This window comes from Microbacterium sp. Kw_RZR3 (assembly GCF_029222405.1).
GTDB lineage: Bacteria > Actinomycetota > Actinomycetes > Actinomycetales > Microbacteriaceae > Microbacterium.
Genome location: NZ_JARHXC010000010.1, coordinates 1 through 4415 on the forward strand (window position 1 = coordinate 1; position 4415 = coordinate 4415).

At 68.4% G+C, this 4415-nt stretch carries 2 protein-coding genes; one reads left to right on the plus strand and one right to left on the minus strand.

Going from position 1 to position 4415, the window contains the following annotated elements; all coding sequences use genetic code 11:
* Positions 1 to 601 (minus strand): IMP dehydrogenase (locus P2P98_RS00265; RefSeq protein ID WP_275796058.1); only part of this gene is annotated, 601 nt, incomplete at its 3' end.
* Positions 602 to 740: 139 nt separating this feature from the next.
* Between P2P98_RS00265 and P2P98_RS00270 the strand changes: the two genes are divergently transcribed.
* Positions 741 to 4415, plus strand: a 3675-nt coding sequence (locus P2P98_RS00270) for a multifunctional oxoglutarate decarboxylase/oxoglutarate dehydrogenase thiamine pyrophosphate-binding subunit/dihydrolipoyllysine-residue succinyltransferase subunit (RefSeq protein WP_275796060.1), incomplete at its 3' end; no start/stop codon positions are given.

Here is a 4415-nt window from a genome sequence, read left to right on the forward strand (position 1 = left end):
ACAGCGTGCCGACGATCCGGTCGCCGTCGACCACGGCGACGATGTCGGCCTCGCCCACGAGCGCGAACACCTCACGGGGATCGCCGACCTGCGTCACCTCGACCAGCGGCGCGTCCGTCCGGGCGATGTCGCCGAGGGTGGCATCCGGGAGCGCCGTGGCCAGGCGCGGAGCGGGAACGATGCCGCGGAAGTCGGTCAGGGCGATCACGCCGTCGTCGCGGGGATCGGCGACGACGATCCCGCGGCCCGGCACGGGAGGGAGGATGAGACGTGCGTCGGCGACGGTCGCCGACGGGGGAAGGACGAGCGGAGCGTCCCACGCCACGGGCTGCGCCTTGACCCAGCCGACCGCGTCCACGAGCTCGGGCAGCGGCAGATCCTGCGGCAGGACGCCGAGACCGCCACGGCGCGCCAGCGTCGCCGCCAACCGCGTCCCGGTGACCGAGTTCATGTTGGCCGAAACCAGCGGCAGGGTCGCCCCGCTGCCGTCCCCCGGGGCGAGGTCCACATCGAGGCGGCTGCGCACCTCCGAATGCCGCGGGACGAGGAAGACGTCCGAGTAGGTCAGATCGACGTCAGGCTGAGCACCGGAGAACTCCATGGCATCCACCTCACCACATCAGGGGAATGTAAAGACCCGGAAGCCGTCCAGATTCCTCGGCTAGGGTTGAGAGAGTGCGTGACGGTGACGTCGTGCGCATTCCACACGAATCTTCATCGAGGAAAGCAGGCGATCGACTGTGTCGAGCCAGGTGACGGGCGTCGGTACTTCGAGCGAGGGCGAGTTCGGCGCGAACGAGTGGCTCGTAGACGAACTCTACGAACAGTTCAAAGTCGACAAGCACTCCGTGGACAAGGCCTGGTGGCCGATTCTGGAGGCGTACCACCCGGTCGTCGACGGATCCGCCGCGGCCGGCAGTCCTCCCTCGGCCCCCGCGGCCGAGCCGAAGCCCGTGACGGCCCCCATTCCCGTGGTCGGTCAGGCTCCCGTGGCCCGCACCACGACGAAGCCCGCGGCTCCCCAGCCGATCCCCGCGCAGGCGCCCGCCGCGGCGCCCTCGTCGGGGACCGAGAGCACCGAAGAAGACCGCGTGACGGTCCTGAAGGGGATGCCGAAGGCACTGGCATCCAACATGGACGACTCGCTGACGGTCCCGACGGCGACGAGCGTCCGCACGATCCCGGCGAAGCTGATGATCGACAACCGCATCGTCATCAACAACCACATGTCGCGCACGCGCGGCGGCAAGGTGAGCTTCACGCACCTCATCGGGTGGGCGCTGATCCAGGCGCTCAAGGAGTTCCCGAGCCAGAACGTCTCCTACGCCGAGATCGACGGCAAGCCCTCGGTCGTGGCGCCCGCGCACATCAACCTGGGCATCGCGATCGACATGCCCAAGCCCGACGGGTCGCGCGCCCTCCTCGTGCCGAGCATCAAGCGCGCCGACACCCTCACGTTCGGCGAGTTCCTCGCCTCGTACGAAGACCTCGTGCGCCGTGCGCGCAACAACAAGCTGACCCCGGCCGACTTCCAGGGCACCACGATCTCGCTGACGAACCCCGGCGGCATCGGCACGGTGCACTCGGTCCCCCGCCTCATGCGCGGCCAGGGCGCGATCATCGGCGCCGGTGCGCTCGACTACCCGGCCGAGTTCCAGGGCGCGAGCGAGAAGACGCTCAACGAGTTCGCGATCGGCAAGACGATCACCCTCACCAGCACCTACGACCACCGCGTCATCCAGGGGGCGGGCTCGGGCGAGTTCCTCAAGAAGGTGCACGAGCTGCTCATCGGGCAGCGCGGCTTCTACGACGACATCTTCGCGGCGCTGCGCATTCCGTACGCACCGATCCACTGGGCCGCCGACATCAACGTCGACATTTCGGAGCGCATCGACAAGAGCGCACGCGTGCAGGAGCTCATCAACTCCTACCGCGTCCGCGGCCACCTCATGGCCGACATCGACCCGCTCGAGTACGTCCAGCGCACGCACCCCGACCTCGAGATCGAGTCGCACGGACTCACGTTCTGGGACCTCGACCGCGAGTTCGTGACCGGGGGTCTCGGCAACCGGCGGGTGGCGAAGCTCCGCGACATCCTCGGCGTTCTGCGCGACTCGTACTGCCGCACCATCGGCGTCGAGTACATGCACATCCAAGACCCCGTGCAGCGCACCTGGTTCCAGAACAACGTCGAGGTCAAGTACACCAAGCCCGGCCACGACGAGCAGCTGCGCATCCTGTCGAAGCTGAACCAGGCCGAGGCGTTCGAGACCTTCCTGCAGACGAAGTACGTCGGCCAGAAGCGCTTCAGCCTCGAGGGCGGCGAGTCGCTCATCCCGCTGCTCGACCAGATCCTTCAGGGCGCCGCATCCAAGGGCCTCGACGGCGCCGCGATCGGCATGGCCCACCGCGGTCGTCTCAACGTGCTGACCAACATCGGCGGCAAGACGTACGGCCAGGTCTTCCGCGAGTTCGAGGGCGCCGTCGCCGTGGGCAGCAAGCGCGGCTCGGGCGACGTGAAGTACCACCTCGGAACCGAGGGCACCTTCGTCGGCGACAACGGCGAAGAGCTCCCCGTGTACCTCGCTGCGAACCCGTCGCACCTCGAGACCGTCGACGGCGTGCTCGAGGGCATCGTCCGCGCCAAGCAGGACCGCAAGCCCATCGGGACCTTCTCGTGGCTGCCCATCCTCGTGCACGGCGACGCCGCGTTCGCGGGTCAGGGCGTCGTCGTCGAGACGCTGCAGATGTCGCAGCTGCGCGGCTACCGCACCGGCGGCACGATCCACGTCGTGGTGAACAACCAGGTCGGCTTCACCACCACGCCGACCGACGCCCGCACCTCGGTGTACGCCACCGACGTCGCCAAGACGATCCAGGCTCCCGTCCTGCACGTGAACGGCGACGACCCCGAGGCCGTCGTCCGCGCCGCGGAGCTCGCGTTCATGTACCGCGAGGAGTTCCACCGCGACGTCGTGATCGACCTCGTCTGCTACCGCCGCCGCGGTCACAACGAGGGCGACGACCCCTCGATGACGCAGCCGCTGATGACGAACCTCATCGAGGCGAAGCGCTCGGTCCGTCGCCTGTACACCGAGTCGCTCGTCGGCCGTGGTGACATCACCGAAGACGAGTACGAGCAGGCCAAGCAGGACTTCCAGAACCGTCTCGAAGTCGCTTTCGCCGACACGCACGAGGCCGAGACCGGGACGAACCCCGTCATCTCGACCGAGGCCGCCGACGACGTGCCGACCGGCGCGCCCGAGACGACCGGCGTGTCGCGAGAGGTCGTCCACCACATCGGCGACGCCTTCGTGAACAAGCCCGACGGCTTCACGGTGCACAACAAGCTCCAGCAGCTGCTCGAGAAGCGATTCGACATGAGCCGCAACGGCGGCATCGACTGGGCCTTCGGCGAGCTCCTCGCCTTCGGCTCGGTGCTCATGGAAGGAACGCCCGTCCGCCTCGCGGGTCAGGACTCGCGCCGCGGCACGTTCGTGCAGCGTCACGCGGTGCTTCACGACCGCAAGAACGGCCAGGAGTGGCTACCGCTCGCGAACCTGAGCGAGAACCAGGGTCGATTCTGGGTCTACGACTCGCTGCTGAGCGAGTACGCCGCGATGGCGTTCGAGTACGGCTACTCGGTCGAGCGCTCCGACGCGCTCGTGCTGTGGGAGGCGCAGTTCGGCGACTTCGCGAACGGCGCCCAGTCGGTCATCGACGAGTTCATCTCGTCGGCCGACCAGAAGTGGGCGCAGCAGTCGAGCGTCGTGCTGCTGCTCCCCCACGGCTACGAGGGTCAGGGTCCCGACCACTCGTCGGCACGCATCGAGCGCTACCTGCAGATGTGCGCGCAGGACAACATGATCGTCGCGCGTCCCTCGACGCCCGCGTCGTACTTCCACCTGCTGCGTCGCCAGGCGTACCAGCGCCCCCGCCGTCCGCTCATCGTCTTCACCCCGAAGGCCATGCTGCGCCTGCGCGGGGCGACGAGCCCGGTCGAGGACTTCCTCGAGGGGCGCTTCGAGCCGGTGCTCGACGATGACCGCGGTCTCGACGGCGGCGCCGTGAAGCGCGTGCTGCTGCACGCCGGAAAGATCCACTGGGATCTGCGGGCCGAGCTCGACAAGAACCCGAACCCCGAGATCGCCCTCGTCCGGCTCGAGCAGTACTACCCGGCGCCGATCGAAGAGCTCACCCGCGCGCTCGACCAGTACCCGAACGCCGAACTGGTGTGGGTGCAGGACGAGCCCGAGAACCAGGGCGCGTGGCCCTTCATCGCGCTCGAGGTCGACGACAAGCTGGGTCGCCCGATCCGCGTCATCTCGCGCGCTGCCGCAGCCTCCACGGCGACCGGCTCACCCAAGGTGCACGCGAACGAGCACGCCGCGATCATGAAGGCTGCTCTCGAGCGC